The sequence below is a fragment of the Dictyobacter vulcani genome, assembly GCF_008974265.1.
Classification (GTDB): domain Bacteria; phylum Chloroflexota; class Ktedonobacteria; order Ktedonobacterales; family Ktedonobacteraceae; genus Dictyobacter; species Dictyobacter vulcani.
The window spans coordinates 1,587,432-1,606,485 of record NZ_BKZW01000001.1 but is presented as its reverse complement, the minus strand read 5'-3'; the positions used below and the strand labels follow the sequence as shown (position 1 = coordinate 1,606,485).

The 19,054-nt window shown below is 50.2% G+C and carries 16 protein-coding genes; 5 read left to right on the top strand and 11 right to left on the bottom strand.

Annotation, left to right across the window (positions count from 1 at the left end):
• Nucleotides 1-136: 136 nt before the first annotated feature.
• The 4 genes from KDW_RS06635 to KDW_RS06620 form a co-directional block, all read right to left on the bottom strand.
• A complete protein-coding gene (locus KDW_RS06635) occupies nucleotides 137-1,249 on the bottom strand; it encodes a class I SAM-dependent methyltransferase (protein WP_162005010.1) in 1,113 nt (370 codons plus the stop codon).
• A 128-nt stretch (nucleotides 1,250-1,377) separates the two neighbouring features.
• Nucleotides 1,378-2,400, bottom strand: coding sequence for a DNA polymerase III subunit delta (gene holA / locus KDW_RS06630; RefSeq protein WP_151755231.1), 1,023 nt, complete (start codon nucleotides 2,398-2,400; stop codon nucleotides 1,378-1,380).
• 12 nt (nucleotides 2,401-2,412) lie between these two features.
• Nucleotides 2,413-2,763, bottom strand: a complete 351-nt coding sequence (locus tag KDW_RS06625; protein WP_151755230.1) for a PTS sucrose transporter subunit IIBC — start codon at nucleotides 2,761-2,763, stop codon at nucleotides 2,413-2,415.
• A gap of 184 nt (nucleotides 2,764-2,947) precedes the next feature.
• Complete coding sequence (locus KDW_RS06620; RefSeq protein WP_162005009.1) at nucleotides 2,948-4,696, bottom strand: bifunctional lysylphosphatidylglycerol flippase/synthetase MprF; 1,749 nt, start codon at nucleotides 4,694-4,696, stop codon at nucleotides 2,948-2,950.
• 624 nt (nucleotides 4,697-5,320) lie between these two features.
• Here KDW_RS06620 and KDW_RS06615 point away from each other — a divergent pair.
• The gene (locus KDW_RS06615) at nucleotides 5,321-5,677 is read left to right on the top strand and encodes a DUF4870 domain-containing protein (protein ID WP_151755228.1); all 357 of its coding nucleotides are present in this window, start codon (nucleotides 5,321-5,323) and stop codon (nucleotides 5,675-5,677) included.
• Nucleotides 5,678-5,780: 103 nt separating this feature from the next.
• On the opposite strand, the gene KDW_RS06610 is transcribed toward KDW_RS06615, so the two are convergent.
• The 3 genes from KDW_RS06610 to KDW_RS06600 form a co-directional block, all read right to left on the bottom strand.
• Nucleotides 5,781-6,260, bottom strand: coding sequence for a DUF6789 family protein (locus KDW_RS06610; protein ID WP_151755227.1), 480 nt, complete (start codon nucleotides 6,258-6,260; stop codon nucleotides 5,781-5,783).
• 216 nt (nucleotides 6,261-6,476) lie between these two features.
• Entirely contained in the window at nucleotides 6,477-7,382 is a 906-nt protein-coding gene (locus KDW_RS06605) for a DUF92 domain-containing protein (protein ID WP_151755226.1), read from the bottom strand.
• Nucleotides 7,383-7,483: 101 nt separating this feature from the next.
• A complete protein-coding gene (locus KDW_RS06600) occupies nucleotides 7,484-7,945 on the bottom strand; it encodes a RusA family crossover junction endodeoxyribonuclease (RefSeq protein ID WP_151755225.1) in 462 nt (153 codons plus the stop codon).
• 156 nt (nucleotides 7,946-8,101) lie between these two features.
• On the opposite strand from KDW_RS06600, the gene KDW_RS06595 reads away from it, so the two are divergent.
• Genes KDW_RS06595 through KDW_RS06585 form a run of 3 tightly spaced genes read left to right on the top strand, consistent with a single transcriptional unit; the run spans nucleotide 8,102 to nucleotide 12,949 of the window.
• On the top strand, nucleotides 8,102-10,018 hold the full coding sequence (locus KDW_RS06595; RefSeq protein WP_151755224.1) for a hypothetical protein: 1,917 nt from the start codon (nucleotides 8,102-8,104) through the stop codon (nucleotides 10,016-10,018).
• A gap of 24 nt (nucleotides 10,019-10,042) precedes the next feature.
• On the top strand, nucleotides 10,043-11,917 hold the full coding sequence (locus KDW_RS06590) for a glutamate mutase L (protein WP_151755223.1): 1,875 nt from the start codon (nucleotides 10,043-10,045) through the stop codon (nucleotides 11,915-11,917).
• A gap of 33 nt (nucleotides 11,918-11,950) precedes the next feature.
• On the top strand, nucleotides 11,951-12,949 hold the full coding sequence (locus KDW_RS06585; RefSeq protein ID WP_151755222.1) for a hypothetical protein: 999 nt from the start codon (nucleotides 11,951-11,953) through the stop codon (nucleotides 12,947-12,949).
• 96 nt (nucleotides 12,950-13,045) lie between these two features.
• Here the strand turns inward: KDW_RS06585 and gpmI are convergent, their stop codons facing one another.
• Complete coding sequence (gene gpmI, locus KDW_RS06580; RefSeq protein WP_151755221.1) at nucleotides 13,046-14,632, bottom strand: 2,3-bisphosphoglycerate-independent phosphoglycerate mutase; 1,587 nt, start codon at nucleotides 14,630-14,632, stop codon at nucleotides 13,046-13,048.
• Nucleotides 14,633-15,054: 422 nt separating this feature from the next.
• Between gpmI and KDW_RS06575 the strand changes: the two genes are divergently transcribed.
• Nucleotides 15,055-16,092: a hypothetical protein gene (locus tag KDW_RS06575; protein WP_151755220.1), complete on the top strand. Its 1,038-nt coding sequence runs from the start codon at nucleotides 15,055-15,057 to the stop codon at nucleotides 16,090-16,092.
• 139 nt (nucleotides 16,093-16,231) lie between these two features.
• Here KDW_RS06575 and KDW_RS06570 read toward each other — a convergent pair whose 3' ends face one another.
• From KDW_RS06570 to atpG, 3 genes are read right to left on the bottom strand one after another with little or no spacing between them, the layout of a single operon-like run.
• Nucleotides 16,232-16,663, bottom strand: coding sequence for a F0F1 ATP synthase subunit epsilon (locus tag KDW_RS06570; protein ID WP_151755219.1), 432 nt, complete (start codon nucleotides 16,661-16,663; stop codon nucleotides 16,232-16,234).
• Between the two features lie 3 nt (nucleotides 16,664-16,666).
• Entirely contained in the window at nucleotides 16,667-18,088 is a 1,422-nt protein-coding gene (gene atpD, locus KDW_RS06565; protein WP_151755218.1) for a F0F1 ATP synthase subunit beta, read from the bottom strand.
• Nucleotides 18,089-18,141: 53 nt separating this feature from the next.
• Complete coding sequence (gene atpG, locus KDW_RS06560) at nucleotides 18,142-19,050, bottom strand: ATP synthase F1 subunit gamma (protein WP_151755217.1); 909 nt, start codon at nucleotides 19,048-19,050, stop codon at nucleotides 18,142-18,144.
• Nucleotides 19,051-19,054: the final 4 nt, after the last annotated feature.

The following is a 19,054-nucleotide window of genomic DNA, read 5'->3' as shown; positions in this document are numbered from 1 at the left end:
TCCTTTTATCTTCTAAATGAGACGTTCCTTTTCGAAAGGACTAGCAAAAGGACTCCTCAGAGGCGTAGTTCGGGTAATTTTGTGCTGCAATATGAGTAAGTAGTTCTTCAGCGGCACTGTTTTCGGCCTGGCTTGATTAGCGTTTCATAATCAGCACTTTAAAGTTTCCCATACTCATTGGATTCGTGAGGACGGAGACGCGCTGGCGCAAATTATACCACTGCAATAAAGCTATTTGTCCTTGATCGCTGGCGCGGTCAGTATCAATTTTGCCAAAGTGCTGCTGGTGGAGGCGTTCTAATTCCTCATAAATACCATGATCCATCAGCCATTGTCGCTGGGTGGTGAGGGTCTGCAGGCGTAATCCCTGTTCGCGGGCGGTACGTATCAGGGCGGTGAAGTTGACGTGGGCGGTAATATCCTGTTCACCCGGGCGCACCAGGGGACGATCGCTGAGTTGATGTTGATAGTAACAGGTCAGCGTTCCATGATGTCGATCATTAATATAAAGTTGACGTGCGGTATCTCCATAATCAATGGCGAGGATAAAGCCACGGCGTTTACGTCTGGGATTGGTGCCTAGTAAGAGCTGGCTGGTACGTTTCATCCAGACCAGTGCGTCCAGATTAATTTCTGCCCGCCAGCCATCTGCAAATGTACGCCAGGGAATCTTAAAGCTATCCAGATAAGTGTTCAGGGCGGGATTTTCATACTCATCAGCTATTTCCCGCAAGCGGCCATTCTGGCTGGTAACATGAACTTCGTAGAGGTGCTCACCCTGTTTTTCTACCACATGAACTGGAAAAGCATCGACCAATTCATTCGATAGAATGACAGAAGGTTCAAAATCACTGGCCAGGGTGGTAAGGGCATCTTCTCCCGTGTTGATATCCGCTACCTGGTAGCGTAGGGCTGCTAGAAAATCAGGAGCCTCTTGTGTTGCCCATTTTTGAATCTGTCGGGCCAGATCGCCTCGACCAGAGCCTTGCTCAAGCACACCAAAATGCGCGGGCCGCCCCAGTTGTTCCCACATCTGCTGCAATTGTCGGCCCATACTATGGGCAAAAAAGTTCGCGACATCGGTACTGGTATAATAATCACCCTCCCAGCCCATCTTCGCCTCACCTGTTACATAGTAGCCAAAGCCAGGCTCATAGAGTGCCATGCGCATATATGTCGCAAATGAGATCGGTCCCTCGTCCTGAATACGTTCAAGAATACGTTGTTGTAGTGCTGAAGATACTTGCATACTGAAAAAATCTCTCCCAGGATCCAACGTCATCGGATGTATGACGTGGCTATTTCTTCTCTGTATTGTGGGCAACGGGTTGGGGACTGTCAAGGGGAGTGCAGGCCTGAAAAAAGCCTGCATCCTGGTTAGAGGCCGAAATTGACGACGAGTAGATCGAGGGCCAGTTCGGGTGTTAAACGGCTACGCTTGAGTGCGGCATCGGCTGCCAGTAACTGTCGATAGGTGTTTTCTAGCTGGGCGGGATTAAAGTTTCCCACCTGCCGTAAGGCTTTATCTGCGATAAAAGGGGCCATACCCAGCGTTGAGGCAATCTGTCCGCCACGCATTCCTTTTTGTGCTAATTCTTTGACCAGCAGCAACGAACGCACCTGAAATGTAATGGTACTGATAAGTTTGAGTGGCGCCTCACCATCCGCCAGCAGATCATGCAGAATATTGAGCGCCTGCTTACGATTGCGTTGTGCTAACGCATCTGTCAGGTCAAAAATGCGCGCCTCCTGAACCTGTGCTGAGAGCTTGCGGACATCATCAACATTGATGGTATTACCAATGCCAACATACATCGCCAGCTTATCCAACTCATTCGCCAGGAGACGCAAGTTATTGCCGATGAAGTTACCCAGCAGGCTTAATGCCTCTGGCGCAATCTTCACACCGATAGCTTTAGCACGGCCAGTGATCCATTTATCTAATGCTGCACCCCTGGGCAACATACTCTGTATCGCCTTGCCGTGTTTTTCCGCCGCCTTTAAAAGAGGGCTATTACTTTCAAGCACCTCTTCTAAAAGGACAATCAGAACCGTGGTTTCTGGCATAGTGGCAATATTTTCGGCTAACTCTTTTTCGAAGCCAGCCCGACCAGTAGCACTTTTACTACTTTTGCGGCCCTTTTTTGTTTTGCCACCTTTGCTCTTATCTTCTACTGAGGTCGCACTTTCTCCTCGCTTCTTTTTGGGTAAGCCATCGATTACAAGTAATCGTTGCTCACTCAAGAAAGGGAGCGTATTGCTTGTCATAATAACAGATTTTATATCGACATCGGTTCCCATATAAACTTCTTGATTAAAGCCAAAGTCACCCTGGGAACGCAGCTGTTTTAAGTGTTCACGACTGGTAAACTCGTCTTCACCATGTAAAAGATAGAACATTGCCAGTAACCATTATTCGTGTGAAACCTGTCGGCGATAGTCGCGGCTATTGCGACTTGCGACGATCAGATCAACAATAATACCACCAACCAGGCCTGCCGCAGAGCAGAGTAGGAGTCCGCCAAAGAATGCGGAAGCACCATTGGCTCCCTCCATTGGGGAAGAGTGGATGAGTGTGCCAGCCCAGGCTAGAATAACCAGGAACGCAATAACCGCTCCGGCCAGACCGCCCAGGATGACGGCTGTGCGATTTTTTACCGCACTCAACCAGAATACCAGGAAAAGAGCGATGGGCAATGAGATCAGCAGCCCAAAAAAGGCGCCAATGGTGACTTGATCTAAAGAGAGCGCGCTAATGACCATAGTAAGTGAAGCCTCCTGAGGATAAATAATTTTGAAATAAAGTGCACATATCGTTCTAATTATACGGCAGTTTTAACTTTTCTGACAACACATCCGCCGACTGTAGACAAGAAGGGGAGGTTACAAGCGGGCTTGCCTGCAACCTCCCTTCTTAGATCGCTGATGTATGTTCTGGTTGCTCTATTCAGACTTTTGCAGCCTCAGGAACATTGACGCGATTTTTTTCGTCGGCATTGCGTGTCTGTAACCATTCTGCGACGGTTTTCAGCAGCGTGTGCAGCAGCGACGCATCAGTTTGGTGCGCGTTGTAGAGGGCCCAGCCAATCTTTGGCAGGCTTAAGGCGTCTGAGTAGACCAGATAGCGACTTTCCCAGGTTGGTTGGAACTTCTTTTTGAAGTTGAAGAGCGATTGATTTTTGCTGGGATTGCCAAAGCGATCGGTCAGGAAGTCAATGCTGGTACCCAGGAAGGTATCGTCTTCCTGATTGGCATTGCTCAATGGTGCCACTCCAAGGCTGATCATCTTGGACCCATTACTCTTCAATTGCTCAATGGTACGGGCTAACAAAAGCTCCATGGTACCAGGCGCGCATTGCTCAGCACGTCGCATTAAGTCGAGTCCCCAGCCCTGGCGACCATAGACAGGAATGAATGACACAAAGGCATGGACCTTGTTTTGTGCATCGACAGCCAATGAATAGATCTGTTGCGGATCTCCCTGGGCATCAAAGTGACCCAGGCTAAAGCCCATCTCAGAGCCACCTTTTTCGGCCAGCCAGTATTGCGAAATTTGTTCCATCTGTTTCAACTGTTCGTGATCAGTGACGTGGCCGCGATAAAAGATGACCTGCAAGCCGTCTTTTTCCGCCCGCTTGGCGCTGGAGCGTACATTTGCCATTGCTCCACCTTTGAGCGTGAAGTTTTGAGCATCAATGATCGCGTCCTCACCAATCTTGAGCAACCGGAAGCCAGCCGCGCGATACAGGGACGCTGTCTTGTCTCGGATCTGCCAGAAGACAATAGACCAGTCCTGTTCGTGACAGAATTTTACGAATTGTTTGATCATCAGTGGCAACTCGGCCTCCGGGCCGATCGGATCCCCAGCCACAACCGCCGTGCTGCCACGCAGGACATAACTGATGACAGATTTACCGGATTCGGAGAAGTAGTAGGATTTTTCTTCGCTGAGCGCGAAGTAACTGATGGAGTTCGTACCATAAAGCTGGACTATCTCGTTTACTTTGTCCCGCGTGGTTGTATCTGGTATTAAAACGGCTGCGACAGGTCGGAAGATCTGAACCATACCGTAGAGGATGCCGCTAATACAGAGTACTGGTAAGGCGTGCTGGAAGAAAAATGCTTCTGTACCACGAGGAATTCGTAAGTTACCATGGGCGAAGATGTGCAGGATGACACCATGAATACCAATACGATCAATCCATGGCGCAAAATCATCATAAAGGGCGATAAAACCACCAATAGCATAGAAGACAACGATTCCCAAGCCCAGGCAAAGTGCAACATACCCACGTCGAGCGGAAGGTGGATCACTTTTCGCTCGAAAGAAACCGGCTAATGAGCAGAGAGCAATCGCCATCACCAGCGCAATGATTGTCGCCAGCACGGAACCGCTACGCCTGATATGGAGTAGTATTGAAAGTATTAAAAGAATAAGCGTTATATTCCAGGCATGCTTCTTGCCTCGCGCCAGTCCATAAGAAAGTACCATCAGAAAGAAACCGACCACAACGGTAAAGGTTTGCGCGGGCACACGATGATTTAGAATTGGCCAGGCGCCCAGGAAAAAGCTCCAGCTAAATCTGGGAACAATGGCTGATAACATATCCGATAAACCAACCAGTGCAGTGACAAGACCGGTCAGGTAACGAATCACATGTCGCATGCGATCAGATTTCATTGTTGGATGTTTCATTTCTGTCTGCATAAAGTTCTTCATTCATCACATCATTTCTCAGAATTATAAGTATGATGTGAATGTCCTCCCTCAGTGGCGCCACTAGCATTTCGAAGTATTCTACTTTATTTATCGTCTCACCGGGTTATTGAGTTCCCTGGTAAACAATGTTTTTTTATATCTCTACAAGATATTATCAGATTCCTGAATAAGTATTTCCATTGATCTTATTGTACCTTGTCTGACAGTGTGATGTATTTGGAATAGTACCGATTTCCCGATACCCCTTCCTATAGATAAACGCAAGACAAGTAAGATTTTTAGAGCATGCTGATCGCGTTCTTATTGTATTCTAAGGTTTATCCATATGATCAAACGTTTAATGGTTTTAAATGGTTGCATTGACAGTACTTCTTTATTCTGATTCTGTTATAACAAATTTTTTTGCCTTTGTCTGTTATGAGGAAAACAAAAAATTTGTGGTACAGGCACATTTTATATAATGGCTATAGCTGTGAGCTATTGAGAAATTGCAACGTCATCTGGCTTTATACGTATATATAGCTGTAGAGATAATGGTCAAAGGGCCATGGGCCTGCTGTGAGTAGTGGTCCATATTTTGCAGAACTGAGAGGCATTGGAATGATGCGTAGAATGACGACACTTGGACTCAATGAGCGCATTGAGCGCGTTCTGGCGTATTCGTTATTCTGGGTATCGGGATTTGTGCTATTAATGGCTGAGAAGAATGAAAATGTGCGTTGGCATGCGAGGCAATCTTTAATCACATTTGGCACACTCTCGTTACTCATATTTGGTGTTACGATGTTAAATACCACTTTGTCATGGATTCCTCTTCTGGGTATTTTAACTTCGTTTGGCCTGGGACTCTTGTTACGCATTCTGATGTGGACATGGTTTATCCTCTGGATCTGGTTAATGGTTATGGCCTGGGTTCGGCCGGATTATCGGCTGCCATTTATAAGTAAATGGATCTAAATCGACGTAAATGGTGCGATTGCTCATCAATCGCACCATTTATTTTAGTCTTTGACATCCCATATTAACAGAAAGCTTGATGCTTTAGCGCCCGAGCGTGGCCCTATGAGTTTTCTTTATAGAGGAGTCCCAGTGTCAGCCCGAATACGAGATGACGCACAATGTTTTGCCAGAAAGATGTCCAGTTGGCTAATTCGGGCAATTCTTTGTTCTTGATTAACGGATGATGTTTGTCTGCCAGGGGGGTAAGCCACCAGGCGCTGACAATGAAAATTTCACCAAAGATGGCCCCTTTAAGCCAGTCAGGACCCGGCAGAAAGCGTTTCAGTACTGCGGCATAGATTTCAGCCAGGATAGCGCCATTCAGAAAATGGATGAACCACGATAGCAAAGAAATTGCTCGGGTTTGCTTTTCCCCTTCCAGCAGCCCCTGGATGAAACGCACATCACTAAAGCGATTGCCAATCAGAAATTTGTCACCCTCCATGGCGATACTGTATGCGGCAGTCGCCACTGTACCAACTAGGGCCGCTTTTCCAGGACGCCATGTGGGTGTAATAAGTTTTTGTATGGTATTCAGCATAATGGTTCCTTTTTTATCACCCATGTTGAACAAGTCACCTGCACTTTTCAAACAAGGGTCGTTACCTGTTCTCTTCTAGTACTTTGTCAGGCTTCACTGAAAAGGCTCGCCGCAGCTGGCGGGAGAGGGGAGGGAGGCCAGGGCACAGCCCTGGAACCCAGTCCGGGGATGTTCATCCCCTGCACCCCTGCCTTTCGCATGAACGTTGACAGTGTACTAGTGACGTGTTTTCGTAGGTCGAAAGGGTAAATGGAGCAATATAGCTGTCAGGCTTCCACATAGCGTGGCGAGTAGATTGACCACATCATTATCCATCCAGTTCCAACCACGCAGATGATCGGTCGTGGTGCCGCAGCTATGTACGCGGCGTTCGGTCTCTTTCTGGCAAACAGGACAGTAATAAATGGCTTGTACGGTGGCACCGAGCAGGCTATCGAACATACTACCAGCCAGACCGCTGACCAGGGCAATGGGAGGAAGGGAGAATGAAGATTGGCGCTTAAGCAATGTAAAAACCAGGCCTAGCGTGAAGGCACCTGTGGCAGCCGCGCCAGCACCCAGAGGACTTACACCACCCGATGTACCCGGTACAGTAGGTTGACCCGTAGTAATAAGACGTGGTGGTTGCTGACTTAGCACACCAATTTCCGTTGCCCAGGTGTCTGCATTTGCTGTTGCCAGAGCACCTATGAAGCCCGCTTCAAAACTAGAACGTAAAGCAGGAGCCTGGCTTAATCCATATCCTAACGCCATAGCTGTGGCCACGCCACCATTAGCAGTTACCTGTGCCAGATCACGTTGTGACCCTTTGCTAAATTTATCGGCCGCAGTCTCTGCTTTGTCGGCCGCCCGAAAGTGTGAAAAGAGGCTTGAGGAGACAAAAAAGAAGATCAGGGATAATCCCCATGGGGAACCACCCAGACCAAAAGTAGTGGTACCCGTGGTAACCGCACCCAGGATACCACTACGGCTTAACGAGTGTCGTTTATAAGCCAGTAAACCAATACCACTACTAAACAGGAGTCCCAGGCCTAAACGGAGTCCTGTCTGTTGTTTTTCGTTTCTGCTAGCTGGCTTCCGGAGGGAAGAGAATCGCCGCAGAAAATTGGATAGAGTAGACATACAATAGTACCTCATCAAAAATTGATACGACTTTTGTTACAGAAATCAGTTGTTATCAGTTTTATCTTAAAGAAGGCGTAGTACAAAGCAAGTATCGCTCTTTATGTAAGAAGAACATACTCTTTGTCAAACTGCCAGTCGAGTATCGTTTCCAACTCGACGTAGAGGTGAGGATGAAGTGGGTCGATATGTTTCATTAAATGAATGTCCACCACACGATTGTCGTTAAGTCCCAATCCTTCACAGATTGCGTCTTGCGTGATTTTCAGGCCTCCATCGAGGTCCCGGCGAAGCGGTGTGGCGAAATAAAAATCCAGCAGGAGTGCCAGGTGACTTTGTTGGAACTGGACGCGTAATGCTTCAGAGAGTTTTCCCTGTTGTTCGAGTTGGCGTAACAGGCTGCGCACATCGCGTTTAAAGCGTCGAGCAACCTGGGTACTAACCCTGTGGCCATTAACAGTCGCATATTGTTGATTGATGCTTGGTGGTAATGGAAGGGTCAGACAGAGCCGTGGAGGAGATAGATAAACCTGTCCTCCCTGCGCTTGTTTGTGCTCATCCATAGCTTTCTCCTGCCTGTATAGTACTTTTGGAATAAGTGATACCGTGCGTATTGTATCATATCACCATGTCTTATCTTGTAAATCATGAGCGTTGTCAAGCTGGAGAAAGAGTGATACACTGCCAAGAACGAGGCCTGGCGAAAGTGAGGAGTAAAAGTGATCAAGTGTAACCGCTGTGGAAATATGACCCCTGCTGGCGCAGTTTGTCAGGCATGTGGCGCACCACTCGCTGGCATGGTTGAAAATGGGCCAGCCCAACGTATGGGATTTCAAGACCAACCAGAATTACCAGCCTGGTTGGAGTCGTTGCGTGCCGGTGAGCGCTCGGCGCCACCTGCCAATAACCCGGGAAATTTCTCTCCTGCTGATTTGATTGAAGAAGGGGCTTTTCCAAGCTGGATGCGCTCGGAGCGTGGGGATTCGCGTGATAATACCGCATCCAACCCTCCAGTATCTGCGCGTTCCGCCTCTCAGTCGGATCAGATACCTGCAAGTGGAGAGGTTCCATCTCAGGGATTTGCAGCCCAATCTTTAATTGATGAGAAATCATTGCCGTCCTGGATGCAAGAGGGGAAGTCAAAAGCCGCTCCAGAACCTTCCGCGCCTGGAAGTGTGGCGGCATCCAGCCTGATTCAACCAGATAATGTGCCTGACTGGATGCGGACCCTGCAACAACAGCAACCAGCTCCGAAGGTCAATCCTGTTCCGCAGCAGGTTGCGCCTCAGCAGCCGCAGCCACCGACCTCCCCTGCTCCATCTTTTGCAGCGGGTTTTTCGGCGCAAGATCTGATCGACAAGCAATCATTACCATCATGGATGCAGTCACAGCCACAAAATGAGCGTGGTGGCAATATAGGTAGCTCTTTTCCCACGAATCAGAGTCAGCCAGCACCGAGCGCACCAGCGCCTGGCCAGACAGGTTTTTCGGCAAAAGATCTGATTGACAAGCAATCATTACCATCATGGATGCAGTCACAGCCGCAAAATGAGCGTGGTAGCAATACCGGTAGCTCTTTTCCTATGAATCAGAGCCAGCCAGCACCGAGTGGACCTGTGCCTGGCCAGACAGGTTTTTCGGCTTCATCTTTGTTAGATGTTGATGCCCTTCCTCAATGGCTACAGGAGGGTGGCAAAAATTCTGGTCAACAGCCGCGAAATAATCCGCCGGCTCCAGCCGCCCAAAGCGCGGCCTGGCCAGCACCAGCATCTAATGCAGCGTGGCCCCAGGGTAATCAGCAACCTGCAGCGGGCCTTCAGCCACCAATGCAGACGCCGCCGGTAACGGGTGCCCAGCCTGATGGTAATCAGCTATCTGCCGCATCCTTTATTGATCCTAATGCATTGCCTGAATGGATGCGCTCGGCTTCTGGCCAGTCATCACCTCAGCAGGGGATGAATTCTGGTGTCCGACCTGGTGCATATGGTGTGCCTCCGCGTCCAGAGAACATGCGTGTCCCAAGCCGACCGCGTGGCGAAGTCAATCCTAATGAGAGCAGTGAATTGGCGGCTAACGTTTTTGCATCTATGCTTGGTGTGGCGTCAGCAACTCCTAATTATCCTGCGCAGCAGCAACAGCAGCAGCCATCGATGGAACAACCCGGTCAGGGGAATCCATTTGGACAAAGCAATCAGCCAGGCCAGGCAAATAATCCATTTGGACAACCAAACCAGAGCAATAGCTTTGGGCAATCTGCTCAGGGCAACGCATATGGTCAGATGAATCAACCTGGATCCATGGGATCACAGGCAAATATGGGTAGTATGCCGAATACTCCTCAGAGTATGAGTGGAGTATTCCCACAGAACTATGCCGCAGGCAATAGTCTTTCGGGAGGGTATGGCAATAATTATCCAGGCCAGGGACAGGGCAATCCAGCTATGGGAGGTAATCCTGCGATGAGTGGTCAGCCTTCGTTTAACACGAACTCACCATTGAATGCAGCCCCATCCTATTCTAGCAATGCCTATCCTCAATCAGCAGCGTCGTCAGCGTCGTCTGATCCTGCGGCTGATCAAAAGAACAACAAAAAACGTGGATTGTTCGAGGCAATTCGCGAGTGGCTTTCTCGTTAGTCGGAGAGAAGAAGGATACCGGAAATGTATACACAACCCTATCCAGAGGGTGGACAGGGTCCAGCTCAACAGAATTCAGCGACCCCTAACTCTCTGCTGGTCGCTGATTGTGGGGCCGTTTTTACAAAGGTCTCGCTCTTTGGCCTGGTTGAAGGCCAATATCGTTTGATGGCGCGTGGGGAAGCGCCATCAACGGTTAAACCTCCTCTAGAGGATGTTTCTGAAGGCATTATTCAAGCCATTAACGTGGTTGAATTTGTGACTGGAAGAAAATTCGTCGCGGATAAGCAGATTATTTCACCCGAGAGACCTGATGGAGAGGGTGTTGATGTTTTTATTGCTACTGTGAGCGCCGGTGATCCTCTGCGTGTAGCTACCCTGGGTGCAGTTACTCCTGAATTAGATAGTTTAGCTTCTCAGGCTGTTTCTGGCTTGTATGCTCAGGTACAAACGGTCCCTTCTCCTTCGTATGTGGCTGCAACTACTTCTGCCAACGCTGGTGTGCCCACTGGAGGACCTGGTGGCAATGCCGCCTGGACTCAGGAGCGCGTGGCGATGGAGTGGGAGCGTCAGGTCGGGCGTCTGCGCGAAATGCAGCCGCAAGCAGCCTTAGTTGTTGGCACAGCAGATGGTCCAGCCGGGCCTGCACCTTTGCAAGAGGCCTGTCAGTTGTTAATCAGTGCTGCCCAGGAGAATGCCAGGCAAGGTAATGCGGTTGCAGCCGATGGCACACCAAAACGCTACTCGGTTGTCTATGCAGGCGCACCCCAATATGTAGAGGCTGTGCGCCGCATGCTGCAAAATGTCGCGGATATCGTACGGGTTGAGCCTTTAAGTAGTGCCACGCAACTCAGTGCAGTCAGTGCCGCCATTGGCTCACTTCATGAACAAGAAGGACTACAGCAGGTGCCTGGCTATGATCGACTCCGTAACTGGTCTCTGACGACTCCTGTAGCCTCAGCAACCTCTCTCAGTAGTCTGGTGCGCTTCCTGGCCCAGCATTACGCGATGAATGTTACCGCGGTTGATGTTGGTGGTAGTACCACCACTGTTATGCTAGCAGGTGAGCAGGGTGAATTTATTCCCATGGTCAATTCAGGCATCGGCGTGGGAACGAATATCGGTGATATCTTACAAAAAGTAGGGTTACAGCGTATTACGCGCTGGCTTCCATTCTTGATCACAGAGGATGAAGTTCGCCAATTCGTGCTGAACCATATGCTTCATCCTCAGACTTTGCCGACAGATTCGCGGGAACTGGCCCTGATGCAGGCATTTGCCCGTGAAGCAATTGCACTGACGGTCGAAGCGGCTCGCAAAAGTAGCCAGCTGGAATTGCCCGATACTGATCTTATTCTGGCCACTGGTGGTGTACTCTCGCACGCACCCAAATATGGTCAGGTGGCGATGATGCTGCTGGATGCTTTGCAGCCACGTGGTGTTACTTCTCTGGTTGTTGATAGCACTATGTTGATTTCACAACTGGGGGCAGTTGCTACGGCGGCTCCCGTAATGGCGGTGCAGGTCAATGAAAATGATGCTGTCTCGCATCGACTCGGGACCTGCGTGATTCCTTTCGGTAATGTTCAGCAGGGCCAACTGGCTGTGCGCGTTGGGGTAGAATATAGTAATGGCAGACAATTGAACGTTGATGTGATGGGTGGTTCAATCGAAGTAATACCATTACAGATGAACGAACAAGCTCTGTTAACATTATTCCCGGCTCCAACGGTCGATGTTGGGCTTGGACCTGGAGAACGTGCACGCGCCGCTGAAGAGATCGATGGTGGTCTGATCGGACTTATCATTGATGCCCGCGGTCGTCCGCTGGCCTTACCCGTTGATGATACTGAGCGGCAGGCGCGTTTACTTCAATGGTCTCAAGCGCTGGGGGCGTAATCGGGAAGATTACTCGACTGGGAGGTTCTTGCCATGACTTATTCGTCAGGGTGGCCTGTGCTCCCGCGGACTATCATCAAACGTGAACGTTGGCCAGAGGGATATACGGGCAAGAGCATCCCGTTAGTTTATCGCGAGCAGGAAGTGGTGCCGGATCAACCTGTGTTGCGAATATCAACGCCTGAAAACATAGTAGCGCATGAGCAGAAAGCGGCAAATGCTGACTCTGCTCATGCGCGGTCCTTCTCTTCTTCACCAACTCTTTTTAACCCTTCCTCAGACATCGACATTCCATCTGGACTCCACGGCCGTGTGATCGGTTTTACACCTCGTGGGGGAGTGGTGATTGAGAGTCATGCAGCGCTCCTACAAGGTGCAGTCGGAGCGGGCCGCCAGGTTGCAGGCGTACTAACCATGTGGCGCACTCCCAGTATCTATAGTCCTCAGCCAATTCCCCCTGGCGCTATTCTGGTTGTCCCAGGCTCACTGACCTTTGCGTTATTGCACCAGGCACTGAACTCTGGTGTGGTTGGTGTCGTTGCCAGCAGTATCACTTTGCGGGATCTCGAAGGTTTCTTGCGCACTGATTATTTACAATTGCTCAGAAGCTTTAATCGTGAACATATGCTTGAGCAGTTGCCACCTTTGACAATCCTTCTGACCGAGGGTATTGGTTCAGCGATCATGCCTGCCCATATTTTGAGTCTTCTGCATCAATATCAAGGATCAATAGCATTGCTGTCAGGAGCATTCTCCTTACGCGATGGACAATTCCCCGAATTAGCGATTTCGATACCATTAGGCGAGCTAGAAAAAGGTTGGCAGCCGGTCCAACCGGATATCACTCTGGCGCTTGGTTCTCAAGTGCGTATTTGTGCCGGTAAGCAGATCGGCATGGTGGGTGTGATTGATTATTTCTTTGCGTATGAACAATCTTTTGCTTCGGGTATTCGTGCGCGCGCTGTACGATTACGTCTGGAAGATGGATCTTTTGAAGTCGTGCCATCGACTTTGATTGAGCGCATCAGCTAATAAAGTTATCCACATTATCGAGGGTTATCCACATCCTCAATAAAAATGTGGATAACCCTCGATACATCTTTAATGCACTGTAATGGACTGATTAAGCTAAGGTAAAATGAGGGAGTGGCCCTGCATATCCTTTGGTTGTGGAATATTCATGGCCTGTAAGACCGTGGGGGAGACATCGGCCAGAATACCGTCGCTGCGTAGTTTTGCCTGAGCGAAGCGAGGCGATACAAAGTAGAGCGGCACCGGGAAGGTTGTATGGGCCGTAAATGGTTTGTTAGTAGCATAATCGATGAGTTTTTCTGCATTGCCATGGTCGGCGGTAATCAAGGCACTACCACCAGCGGCTAATGTCGCCTCGACAACACGGCCTACTCCTGTATCCACGGCTTCCACGGCCTTAATCGCAGCGTCAATAACGCCAGTATGACCAACCATATCAGCATTGGCATAGTTCATAATAATCAGATCATACAGTCCGCTCTGGATGCGTTCGATGGCTGCATTGGTAACACCCGCGGCGCTCATCTCAGGCTGTAGATCATAGGTAGGAACCTTTGGTGAAGGAACCAGAATGCGATCCTCACCTTTGAACGGTACCTCACGGCGACCATTAATAAAGAAGGTCACGTGGGCGTATTTTTCTGTCTCGGCGGTATGGAATTGTGCCATGCCCTGGTCAGCAATGACTCGTGCCAGTGGCATCTCTACCTCATCCGCTTTATAAGCTACTTCAGCTTCCAATCCTTCTTCGAAGCGGGTCATCATCACATACACCAGATCAGGAATACGGGATCCACGCTCAAATTTGCCTTCAGCCTGTGGGGGAAGATCTTCCATCACAAAGGCCTTGGTTAATTGCCGTGCCCGGTCCGGTCGGAAGTTATAATGGATTACAGCGTCACCTGCCCCGATAGTTGCTACAGGATGTCCATCTTCCATGATGACAGTTGGCAAAATAAATTCGTCGGTGACGCCCGCATCATAAGATTGTTGGATGGCACTGAGTGGAGACGTTGCCTGCTGTTTGGCCTCGCCTCGGACCATCGCCCAGTATGTCGCCCCTGTACGCTCCCAGCGGTTGTCACGATCCATCGCATAGTAGCGTCCGGTGACCGTTGCCACTTTAGCTGGATGCTCGCCACCAATTTCTTGCGCGCGCGCCTGTAGACGCTGCATAAACTCGATACCGCCGGTGGGAGAGGTATCACGGCCATCGGTAAATGCATGAATATAGACACGCTCGATATTGTGCTTGGTTGCCAGGCGCAGGAGCGCTTCCAGATGAGTCTCATGGGCATGCACGCCGCCATTGCCCAGCAAGCCACAAATATGGAGTTGGGATTGATTTTTCTTCACATGTTCAATGGCTTTTAGAAAAGCTGGATTCTCGAAGAAACTACCGTCCTGGATCGCTTCACTGACGCGGGTGTAGTCCTGGAGAACGCGTTTGCCAGCGCCGATATTCTGATGTCCTACCTCCGAGTTGCCCATCTGGCCGTCTGGTAAACCGACCGCGGCCCCCGAGGTTTTGACCACAGTATTGGGCCATTCGCGCGCAATTTTATCGATATTAGGCGTGCGGGCCAGGGCAATCGCGTTGCCCTCCTTGCGTGGATTGATACCCCATCCATCCATAATAATCAGAACAAAAGGGTGTTTCCGTCCGGAAGGTGTCGTGCTCATGTGATTTTTCTACTCCACAATGCTATAAGCTCAAACAATGGTTTATCTTTTCATTGTAGCACAGTGTTCTGGTCGCTTCGTATGGCCCGTGGCTGTGTATCTATTGTACGGTTTGTCGCGTGTTCCTGATAGAACAGATGAAACGTCTCTCTGTCTCTGTATGAATAATTTGAACCATAAAGATCCCACAACCATGTCCGATGTAGATCGTAGATATAATGAGTCAATGACCAGTGCTGAGATAACGTAAGAGCGTTACCGGGAAGTTGATGTTCGGGTTGTGATTGGATAGAGCCACTTGAGGCACGTTTATCTTACTTACAGATAGATTATTTAACGCAACAGTTGTGCTTGAAGTCGATAGGGAAGGTCTTCGCAGGTTGCACCTATGTTTCAAGAACGTTGCCAACGGAAGGATTTATATGGACAAGACATCTTCAGACTCCTTGATGAGGAGATCAAGCAAAGGGGTACTCGCCACTTTTGCTGCCTTGTGCCTGATCGTGATCTCAGCCACGGCTGCATTGGCGAATTCTGTAAACATTTATGACACTGCCGGCGTATTAAATAGATCCCAGGTCCAGAGCGCGGCCTCATCATTATCAAAGCCGATTGATATCTATGCTGTCAATTCAAGCACTTCAAACTCTGCATTTGACCAGACAGCGAAACGTAGTATCAAAAACGCGGATATGATTGTGATCGCATTTAACTCCGGTCATGTCGCCATTGTTGGCGGCAAAAATGTAGGCCTGTCTACCAGTCAGTATCAAGATGCCACAAATGCGTTCACTGGCTCAATGAAAAACGACAGGAACTATACCAATGCAACTGTCGCCGCGATTAACTCTCTGAATGGGGCATTAAATGGCCGTAATAATAGCGGCTCGTTTATTCCTGGGGTTGGTGGTGGTGGTAGTTCGTTTGGTGCTGGCACATTGTGTTGTGTTGGCTTGATTGCACTGCTGGCGATTGCGGCCTTTGCCATTCTGCGCCGACGCCGTGGTGGCATGGCTGGCGGTTTTGGTAATGGTGGCTTTGGTGGTGGCTTCTTCAATCGCCGTCCCAATCAGACGCCGTTCAATCAGCCCTATAACCAGGGGAACTATCCTCCCAATTATCAGGGACCTTATCCCCCTCAGAATCAGGGTATGAATCCCTGGGCGGCCGGTGGCCTGGGTGCTGCCGCGGGTGGACTGGCTGGTTACGAATTAGGTAAAAACGCTGGTGAGCGTGAACGTGATAATAATGGTGGAGACTTTGGTGGCGGCGCCAGTGGAGACTTTGGCGGAGGAGATGGCGGCTTCGGCGGTGGTGGCGGAGGAGACTTTGGTGGAGGTGCCAGCGGCGACTTCGGAGGCGGAGACAGTGGCTTTGGTGGAGGAGGAGATGGAGGCTTCGGAGGCGGAGACAGCGGTGGTGGTGGAGATTTTGGTGGCGGAGCCAGTGGCAATTTCTAACGCTAGCTTCTAACCGCGGACCATCCTGGTTAAGGATATAAAAATACCCGGATATGAACAAAGAGCAAGGCGCAGGTCTCAATGAAACCTGCGCCTTGCTCTTTGCTGCTAAGTAGCAGTTTGCATATCAATGCGGTGGCTAGCGGACGCGACCACTACGACGTGCGATCTCAACCACCTTCAGGCGACTGAGTGCGCGCATCAGAGCTGCCTGGAGTTCCGCACGCTCGGTACGGGACTGCGCATCTTGCAGGCGCTCTTCGGCCTGGCGGCGTGCTGCTTGGGCACGTGCCTCGTCAATCTCTTCCGCTTGCTCTGCGGTATCAGCCAGAATGGTCACGCGATCGTTGGAGACCTCAAGAAAACCGCCGGAAACGAAAAAGATGCTATCATTTCCATGCAATTTAATCTGTAAAGGTCCCGGTCCCAGCAGGGCCAGCAGGGGGGCGTGTTCAGGTAAAATACCTAACTGCCCATCTGCTCCAGGTGCGTCCACGATTTCGGCCTCACCATTGTAGAGCTCATGCTCCGCGGTTACTACCTCGACATGCAGTGTATTGCGTGTCGCCATCGTTTAACCCTTCTTCTGATCGGCGTCGTACGCTGCAATCACATCCTCAATTGCTCCCTGTGACAGGAAGTATGTCTCAGGAATATGGTCCACTTCGCCGTCCAGAATAGCTTTAAAGCTACGAATGGTATCCTGCAGCTTCACATATTTACCAGGCAGGCCGGTGAAGACCTCAGCAACGGTGAAAGGCTGTGAGCAGAAGCGCTCCAACTTACGAGCACGAGCCACGATCAGCTTATCATCGTCAGACAGTTCATCAACACCCAGAATGGCGATGATGTCCTGTAACTCTTTATAGCGCTGGAGAACAGTCTGTACGCCACGGGTAACGCCATAATGCTCCTCGCCCACAACCTGGGGATCAAGAATACGGCTGGTGGAGTTCAGTGGATCTACCGCAGGGTAGATACCCTTCTGCGCGATTGAGCGCTCCAACACGATGGTTGAGTCAAGGTGAGCAAAGGTTGTAGCTGGAGCAGGATCAGTGTAGTCGTCAGCGGGCACGTAGACGGCCTGCATCGAAGTGATCGAACCCTGCTTCGTGGAGGTAATGCGCTCCTGCAGTTCACCCATCTCTTCAGCCAGGTTTGGCTGGTAACCTACAGCTGACGGCATACGACCGAGCAGAGCAGATACCTCAGCACCAGCCTGAGTGAAGCGGAAAATGTTATCGATGAAGAGCAGAACGTCTTTATGCTCTTCGTCGCGGAAGTACTCAGCAATCGCCAGACCGCTCAGCGCCACACGCAGACGAGATCCGGGAGGCTCATTCATCTGACCAAAGACCATGGCCAGACGGTCAATAACCTTAGCTTCCTGCATCTCATGGTACAGGTCATTACCTTCGCGGGTGCGCTCACCCACACCAGCAAAAACGCTATAACCACCGTGACCTTTAGCAATGTTATTGATCAGTTCCTGAATAACGACGGTCTTGCCGACGCCAGCACCACCGAAGGCACCAATCTTACCACCTTTCATGAAGGGGCAGATCAGGTCAATAACTTTAATGCCGGTCTCGAAAACCTCAACGTTAGAAGACTGATCTTCCAGCGTAGGAGCATGGCGGTGAATTGGATAGCGAGGAACATCCTCTACTTCTGGCTTGTTATCGATAGCACGACCCAGAACGTTGAAGATACGGCCCAGTGTTTTAGGACCGACAGGAACGCTAATAGGAGCGCCGGTGTTGATAGCATCGGTACCACGCTGCAAACCATCGGTTGGACCCATGGCAACGCAGCGGACCCAGTTGTTACCAAGGTGCTGCTCAACCTCAAGGGCGAGGTCCTCTGTAGCACCAGCAGGGCGGGTCAGCACCTGGTTATAAATTTCTGGTAATTGGTCCTGGGGAAACTCAACGTCTACCACAGCTCCCAATACCTGCACGACTTTACCCTTCGCGCCAGTTTGTGTTACTGTCATGTATTTCTCCATTGCAGGGATCTCTTTTGTCTTCCCCCTGCACAGATATCTCTTTAGAGCGCCTCAGCACCCGCTACCACCTCAAGAATCTGTGTGGTAATCGCGGCCTGGCGGACCTTGTTATACGTCAAGGTGAGATCCTGAATCAGGTCGTTGGCATTGTCGGTTGCGTTTTTCATCGCAACCATCTGTGCTGACTGCTGACTGGCAACGGCTTCAAGCAGGGCCTGATAGACCAGAATATCTACGTAGCGTGGGAGCAAAGCTTTGAATATCGTCTGCTCATCAGGCTCGTAAATATATTCACTTGCCTTGCCTTCCGGCTCGTCACCTTCCTTTTTTTCGGGTGGCTGTACAGGCAGCAATTGCACCGTCACCGGTGTTTGTGTCACCGTATTGACGAATTTTGCATAGACCAGATAAACAACATCGACCTCCCCTTTCAGGAAGGCATCCACAGCCACTTGTGCGATGGCCGTAGCATCCCCGATGCCGGGTCGATCACCATAATTGGTGAACTCAGCGATCATATCGAGCTCGCTACGTACGACGAAATCCCGGCCTTTACGACCGACTGCGACGTACTCAACGTTTGGGCTACCGCCCTGCTCTGACAAACGGCGACTCTCATTCCTTGCGGTCAAAGCAGCCTGACGATTAATGTTTGAAGGTAAGGCACCGCAGAGGCCGCGATCAGGAGAGATCAGCACAATGCCAATATTTCTCACTGGACGCTGCTTCAGCAATACCAGATCCTCAGCCAGATCCTCATTGCCATTAGAGGCCGCTGTTGCCAGGCGAGAGACGAGTTCGCGGATCTGATCGGCGAAGGGGCGAGCTTGTTCCACTCGCTCCTGCGCCCGACGCATCTTACTACTCGCCACCATTTGCATGGCTTTAGTGATTTTCGCTGTATTTTTTACTGATCGTATGCGCTGCCGAATTTCTCGGGTTGATGGCATCTAT

Excerpts from the sequence above, each read along its gene's own strand:
- KDW_RS06635 (WP_162005010.1), bottom strand. The coding sequence starts at position 1,249 with ATGCAAGTATCTTCAGCACTACAACAACGTATTCTTGAACGTATTCAG.
- holA (WP_151755231.1), bottom strand. The coding sequence starts at position 2,400 with ATGTTCTATCTTTTACATGGTGAAGACGAGTTTACCAGTCGTGAACAC.
- KDW_RS06625 (WP_151755230.1), bottom strand. The coding sequence starts at position 2,763 with ATGGTCATTAGCGCGCTCTCTTTAGATCAAGTCACCATTGGCGCCTTT.
- KDW_RS06620 (WP_162005009.1), bottom strand. The coding sequence starts at position 4,696 with ATGAAACATCCAACAATGAAATCTGATCGCATGCGACATGTGATTCGT.
- KDW_RS06615 (WP_151755228.1), top strand. The coding sequence starts at position 5,321 with ATGATGCGTAGAATGACGACACTTGGACTCAATGAGCGCATTGAGCGC.
- KDW_RS06610 (WP_151755227.1), bottom strand. The coding sequence starts at position 6,260 with ATGCTGAATACCATACAAAAACTTATTACACCCACATGGCGTCCTGGA.
- KDW_RS06605 (WP_151755226.1), bottom strand. The coding sequence starts at position 7,382 with ATGTCTACTCTATCCAATTTTCTGCGGCGATTCTCTTCCCTCCGGAAG.
- KDW_RS06600 (WP_151755225.1), bottom strand. The coding sequence starts at position 7,945 with ATGGATGAGCACAAACAAGCGCAGGGAGGACAGGTTTATCTATCTCCT.
- KDW_RS06590 (WP_151755223.1), top strand. The coding sequence starts at position 10,043 with ATGTATACACAACCCTATCCAGAGGGTGGACAGGGTCCAGCTCAACAG.
- KDW_RS06585 (WP_151755222.1), top strand. The coding sequence starts at position 11,951 with ATGACTTATTCGTCAGGGTGGCCTGTGCTCCCGCGGACTATCATCAAA.
- gpmI (WP_151755221.1), bottom strand. The coding sequence starts at position 14,632 with ATGAGCACGACACCTTCCGGACGGAAACACCCTTTTGTTCTGATTATT.
- KDW_RS06575 (WP_151755220.1), top strand. The coding sequence starts at position 15,055 with ATGGACAAGACATCTTCAGACTCCTTGATGAGGAGATCAAGCAAAGGG.
- KDW_RS06570 (WP_151755219.1), bottom strand. The coding sequence starts at position 16,663 with ATGGCGACACGCAATACACTGCATGTCGAGGTAGTAACCGCGGAGCAT.
- atpD (WP_151755218.1), bottom strand. The coding sequence starts at position 18,088 with ATGACAGTAACACAAACTGGCGCGAAGGGTAAAGTCGTGCAGGTATTG.
- atpG (WP_151755217.1), bottom strand. The coding sequence starts at position 19,050 with ATGCCATCAACCCGAGAAATTCGGCAGCGCATACGATCAGTAAAAAAT.